Origin of the sequence: Bradyrhizobium sp., assembly GCF_049519115.1 — a bacterium.
Taxonomy (GTDB): Bacteria; Pseudomonadota; Alphaproteobacteria; order Rhizobiales; family Xanthobacteraceae; genus Bradyrhizobium.
Genome location: NZ_JBEKRB010000142.1, coordinates 1 through 5,240, shown reverse-complemented (window position 1 = coordinate 5,240; position 5,240 = coordinate 1). Strand labels below are relative to the sequence as shown.

Here is a 5,240-nt window from a genome sequence, read left to right as displayed (position 1 = left end):
CATACCCACAGCAGACGCAAACGCAGCAGAAGCAAGCTGCTTGATTCAAACGACAAAGGCAGGCGCGATTACACCTTAACTTCGGCGCCCCCTGGTCCCAGGTATGGGGTCCACTTCATATGGCCGCCTGCGCCTTGGCAAGTGCCGCAGCCAGAATGCCAACGCTGGGGCTAGACTGCTGCATGATTGGTCTCTTCAGCCAGCAGTTCGAAGCTGACCGCTCCGGATTTCGAGCGCTTTGCCTTTACGCCGTGCCCGGTGGCCTCCTTGGCATCCTCGGGCATGAGGGCTTTGAGCTCTGTCTTTGCTTGGTCATGGTCGAGCGCAGCAGTACGCGTCAGACGGTAGGCGCCGGCAAACTTCGCCCATGCATTTGACGAACTCATATCGACGGTTCTGATTGCCTCGACGCGCGGCCGCGGCGGCTCGACGCCGAAGAGGTGAGGGGTCTTGCCGGTTTCGACGCAGCGCCAGAACTTCCGTTCAGATGCTGGTAGAGCGGGTCGGCGGGAATGGTCATTTCGACCCACTTTCCCCCACCGGTGATGATGGACAGGACCGCTGTCCGGGAGTCAACTACCCACATGTTGTGTTGAAGCTGGGCCATGTGTTTTTCGGCCGCCGCCTCTTCCGAGAAATTCCACGGCAGCATGAATTTGGCTTCAAACACTGCACCAGTTTCCGCGACCTTCCCGTCGAGGGTCGCAGCCATCCAGCGACGGATCTTATGGAAAGCCCGTCGCTGCACGTCCGTGACGAGATTGCCGGTATTTCTCTCGTACCAATCCCGGTTCAGTTGCTCCGTCACGGTGCCAAGCTGGACGATGAGGTTGTCAGAAAGGTCTTCAGGCTCGACCTCACCACGCTTCTCCCGCCAAAGTCGGACTAGTCGGTCCGCGTCGCTGCCCATGATGATCCGGGCGTCAGAGCCGCCGATGAACAGGCGCCGATCGTCGAAAATCTTTGTCGAAAAACTTGAATTCATCCAACATCCCCCCTCAAAGAATCAATTTCCAGATGGGTTAAATTAACCCATATAGGTTAAAAGTCAACATGTCAGTGAAGCTATCGGGTGCTCAGATTCGGGCTGGCCGATCTTTGATACGGTGGAGCGCAGCTGAACTCGCGAAGGCGTCAGCTTTGGGCGCCAACACTATTCGCCGAGCGGAGGTCAGTGACGGGGAGACTTCTTTGACCCTTGCTAACGATCAAGCTATCCGCCGCGCCTTGGAGGCCGCGGGTGTCGAGTTCATCGACGAGAATGGCGGTGGTCCGGGAGTTCGGCTTCGAAAGCCTGTAAGGGGAAAAATCGGGAAATGAACGGGGAGCGCAGCTACTGCAGATTTGCCGCTTAGGAAAGATTGCACGGACAATCGGCTTCTGTTAAACTAGTCAGCATGACTAGAATCTCTAAGCGGTCTGCGAAAAAGACAACCCGTCGACGGCGCGAACCCATAGCAGGGCAGTGGCTCTTGCAGCATGCCAAGGCCCGTTTCAGCGAGTTGGTGCGTCGGGTCCGGAGTGAAGGACCGCAGCGCGTGACCGTGCACGGACGCGATGAAGTCGTCGTCATTTCGGCTGAGGAATTTCGGCGCCTTAAGGGAGATCTCACCGGCGAAGCGCTGATTGCTGCCATGCAGGCCTCGCCACACCGGGATATCGAGATTGAACCGTCGCGTGCAGTTATGCCTGTGCGCAAAGTTAGTTTGTAATGGTCTGGCTACTCGACACCAACATCCTCTCTGAACTGCGTCGGTCAAGGCCAGAAAAAAAAGTCCTCGACTTCGTCGCCGCCCAACCGCTCGAAACTCTCTATGTGAGCTCGGTGACCTTCGCCGAAATCCGATTCGGTATTGAACTCTTGGGCGACGTCAACCTTCGCGCACAGCTAAATGACTGGCTTGCGCATAAAGTCCGGCCGATGTTCGAACAACGTGTTCTCGCGATTTCCGAGGATATCATGTTCAAGTGGCGGCTTCTGGTCGAACAGGGTCGCAAAGCGGGCCATACTTTCTCGCAGCCCGATCTAATCATTGCTGCGACGGCACTCCATCACGGGCTCACAGTCGTTTCCCGCGATATCGGAGATTTTCAAAAAGCGAGTGTGCCCTTGTTCAATCCGTGGATAGATACACTTCCGAGTAAGGCCCCTTAGGCGATTTGACTGAGAATCGATTTTGATGGGACCGGCACGAATGTGCCCTCGCCATGGAGATCGACGCGCAAACCGCTTGAGGCAGTCTTCATGAACATCTCGCAAATCAAGACCCAGCGTGACTACCGTAACGCCCTCAAAGATATCGAGGGTCTCATGTCCGCGAAGCGTAACACGCCCGAGGGCGATCGCCTGGATGTACTTGTCACGCTCGTCGAATGCGTGGGAGCTGAAGCATTATCCAATCTAAACGCTCGCTGACGCTCAAAAAATGATTCGGCGACGGCATGAGAGACCGCGCGTTCCGCAGAGTCGCGGTGACAGCTGCTTTGATTGTTTTGATTTTTGATTGACCGAAATCAAGAACAACCTCGGCGCAGTAATCGCGTAGTATCAGACACTTGTCGATCGCTGCACGGGACGCGATTTGATTGATTTGAAAAAATCAAAAAATCAAAAAAAACCAATCAAATCACTCCCTTTCGGCTGCCAAACCTCGGACAGGTGTGACGAGGTTCGAGCTTCGCGACTCTGACCACACCGAACTCGACTCCATGGTTGCTGAATCGGTCCACCTCACCCGGCTGAAGCTCGATGCTTTCCGATGTGTTGTTGTTCGACGCTGGATGACGCCGCCCCTCTCGGTCGGGCACGGTCCGCCTGAGCGCAAGCCGGTGATGACGATCGACGAACTCCTGACCGATCTAGATCGCGATCGAGCGGATCGATGATCCATCGCGATAGCTCGGTGGCGCTTGCCTACCTGTTGGCCGAAGATCGCTGCCCATCGGATGAACTCTGGGACGAGCTGCTAGTGTCCAGCAGGCTCCTTGAATGCGAGGTCTGGACCCGGATCAACGCAGCCCGCACAAAGCTTGCATGGCGAGGCGGTACGCAACTTGATTGGCCGCGTTGCGATTATTGAAATGGTCGGCCCGGTGCTCGCGTGTTCACGTGGGATTGCCGAAGCGACCGCGCGTCAGTGAATTTGTTAGGGGCGTTGCTTCATCGAAGAAAGTGGCGGCGGACCAGGCGTTCGGCCGAAGAAACCAACGGTGACTTTACTGTCAGGGTTCGCTTGCAACGCACAGTAAGGAGTCTTGGTTTGTCGCCGTGCAAATGCCGTTGATCCAGTTATATTTTTTTTGCGAAACGAAGCCAATTTCATTCCGTGGTTAGAAAGACCGAAATCCGAAAGGCCAATTCACCGCCTTTGGCTATGTAAATTTTTGCAATAGCTTCCGGGATTCTCGAAGGAGTGCCCTCAATTGTTTTCTCTCCTCGACCGCTTCTTTCCGAAATGCGCCGTGCTTGACCGCATTCGTGTTTCCCTTAGGAGCGCCGGATCCCAAGGCGCCGCCGTGCATGCGGCAACGCGTCCTGTCATGGACCGCCGGCGATTTGCAAAAGCCGCCGTTTCGAGCCTTTGCGCCGCAGCGCGGGCTCGCCATCATAGGCACGATGTTTCGGATGTGGGCGTTGGTCATTTGACCTTCTTCCGAAACACAGCAGCACCTTGAGGCGATAGCACGCTCAAGACGTCGATCGGAGGCGTCGATGAGTGCGTCAAAGCCTGAGGCGTTGCATTAATAGGCGCCGCTTCTTGCCTGTTTTGCGTTACGTTGCCGACGATCGCTTGACTGCCCTCGCTGACGGATACGACCGTATCATTCTGATCACCCCGCGAGCGGTAGCGCTTCAGACTCTCCATTTGCGCGGCAAAGGTCCTAGCGAATTTGTTAATGGCTGAGCACGCGGCCTCTTGTTGGGGACGTGATTTTGCTGTCCCAAGCTCGCCAGAAAGCCGCATAATCGCCATGTGGACGACAGTCATTTGCGACGCAAGTAAGGATTCAAGCTGATCCGCTGGGCCAATCCCTTTAATAACCGAAATCGAAAAATTCAAATCGTCTTCATCGTTTTTAGATCCGTTGCAAGTTGCTACGACCAGCTGCCTGATCAAGCCGGAGACAAATTCCTTATCTGGAGAACCAAGCGCATTCGCCAGAAGCAATTCGCCCGTTGGTGGATGCGGATGATCCGCGAACAAATTATCATCTTCAACTTTGAGCCGTGGTGCCGGTATATTTCGACGTTCAAGCGCTTTTTCGATAGTTGCTTGCTCGTCCGCAGTTGGCCGATACGCTTGGCTTTGTTCGATGACTGTCGTCGCTTTGCGATCATCACTGGCGTTTCGATTGTTGCCATCCTGAGGGGCATGACGCTTTTCCGCTCTGGTTGTTCTCTTCGACATTTCCGCGCAACCTCAATGAAAGAAAGTGGAGAGCGCGAAATATTAGATCAAACCGGTCTATACACCAAGAGTCGGATGAAAGAGTCGGCGGGTCCGAACGCCGGCGAGTCGGAGTTACTTTCCTTGGGGTTGTTTTTCAATTTTTTGCTAATCCGCCGCATCCGGCGAGTCGGAGCAGCGAAGAGTCTCTCACGATCGCTCGTCCGCGATCACCTTGCCGTCATTCGGCAGGCTTCCCGGCGCCGTCAGTTCGACCGTGCCGCTGAGCTTTGTAACCGAGCGGAGCGTGGCGGCGATCGCGTTGCTCAGCGCGTCGTTGGCTGAAGTAGATTCGCATTTCAGCACCATCACATCCTGTTCGTTGTCGCGCTGCACGACGAGGCGCAGCCGCCCGAGTTCGGGGTGACGTTTGCCGATCTCGGCGATCTGCTCGGGCCGCACGAACATGCCCTTGATTTTGGTGGTCTGGTCGGCGCGACCCATCCAGCCCTTGATACGCCCGTTGGTGCGACCGCACGGGCTCTTGCCTGTCAGCGCGGCCGTGAGGTCACCGATCGCAAGCCTGATCCAGGGGTGATCGGGATTGAGCGTGGTGACGACGATCTCGCCGACATCGCCCGGGGCAACCGGCTCGCCGGTGCCCGGCCGCACGATTTCCAGGATGATGTCCTCGTTCACCACGAGGCCGTCCCGCGCGACGGTCTCAAACGCAATCAGGCCGAGATCGGCGGTGCCGAAAGCCTGATAGGCGTCGATGCCGTGCGACTTGATCTCCTTCTGCAACGAAGGCGGAAACGCAGCACCCGAAACCACCGCCCGCTGGATCGAAGA

6 protein-coding genes and 1 pseudogene are annotated in these 5,240 nt (G+C 56.2%); 3 read left to right on the top strand and 4 right to left on the bottom strand.

What is annotated here, in order from left to right; genetic code table 11:
• Nucleotides 1-170 precede the first annotated feature (170 nt).
• Nucleotides 171-985 (bottom strand): annotated as a pseudogene (locus ABSE61_RS35975) (YqaJ viral recombinase family protein).
• Between the two features lie 412 nt (nt 986-1,397).
• On the opposite strand from ABSE61_RS35975, the gene ABSE61_RS35970 reads away from it, so the two are divergent.
• The 3 genes from ABSE61_RS35970 (at nt 1,398) to ABSE61_RS35960 (ending at nt 2,416) form a co-directional block, all read left to right on the top strand.
• Nucleotides 1,398-1,712, top strand: a complete 315-nt coding sequence (locus tag ABSE61_RS35970; RefSeq protein WP_423875914.1) for a type II toxin-antitoxin system Phd/YefM family antitoxin — start codon at nt 1,398-1,400, stop codon at nt 1,710-1,712.
• Complete coding sequence (locus tag ABSE61_RS35965) at nt 1,712-2,155, top strand: type II toxin-antitoxin system VapC family toxin (protein WP_423875912.1); 444 nt, start codon at nt 1,712-1,714, stop codon at nt 2,153-2,155. Before ABSE61_RS35970 ends, ABSE61_RS35965 begins: the two co-directional genes overlap by 1 nt.
• A 90-nt stretch (nt 2,156-2,245) precedes the next feature.
• The gene (locus ABSE61_RS35960; protein ID WP_423875911.1) at nt 2,246-2,416 is read left to right on the top strand and encodes a hypothetical protein; all 171 of its coding nucleotides are present in this window, start codon (nt 2,246-2,248) and stop codon (nt 2,414-2,416) included.
• A 956-nt stretch (nt 2,417-3,372) separates the two neighbouring features.
• On the opposite strand, the gene ABSE61_RS35955 is transcribed toward ABSE61_RS35960, so the two are convergent.
• The 3 genes from ABSE61_RS35955 to ABSE61_RS35945 all read right to left on the bottom strand — a co-directional run.
• Nucleotides 3,373-3,606: an HGGxSTG domain-containing protein gene (locus ABSE61_RS35955; protein WP_423875913.1), complete on the bottom strand. Its 234-nt coding sequence runs from the start codon at nt 3,604-3,606 to the stop codon at nt 3,373-3,375.
• Between the two features lie 32 nt (nt 3,607-3,638).
• The gene (locus ABSE61_RS35950) at nt 3,639-4,409 is read right to left on the bottom strand and encodes a hypothetical protein (RefSeq protein ID WP_423875910.1); all 771 of its coding nucleotides are present in this window, start codon (nt 4,407-4,409) and stop codon (nt 3,639-3,641) included.
• Nucleotides 4,410-4,598: 189 nt separating this feature from the next.
• On the bottom strand, nt 4,599-5,240 hold a 642-nt coding region (locus ABSE61_RS35945; protein ID WP_423875909.1), incomplete at its 5' end, for a phenylacetate--CoA ligase family protein.

Bases quoted from the DNA above. Each gene is read 5' to 3' on its own strand.
- ABSE61_RS35970 (WP_423875914.1), top strand. From the start codon at position 1,398: ATGACTAGAATCTCTAAGCGGTCTGCGAAAAAGACAACCCGTCGACGG.
- ABSE61_RS35965 (WP_423875912.1), top strand. From the start codon at position 1,712: ATGGTCTGGCTACTCGACACCAACATCCTCTCTGAACTGCGTCGGTCA.
- ABSE61_RS35960 (WP_423875911.1), top strand. From the start codon at position 2,246: ATGAACATCTCGCAAATCAAGACCCAGCGTGACTACCGTAACGCCCTC.
- ABSE61_RS35955 (WP_423875913.1), bottom strand. From the start codon at position 3,606: ATGGCGAGCCCGCGCTGCGGCGCAAAGGCTCGAAACGGCGGCTTTTGC.
- ABSE61_RS35950 (WP_423875910.1), bottom strand. From the start codon at position 4,409: ATGTCGAAGAGAACAACCAGAGCGGAAAAGCGTCATGCCCCTCAGGAT.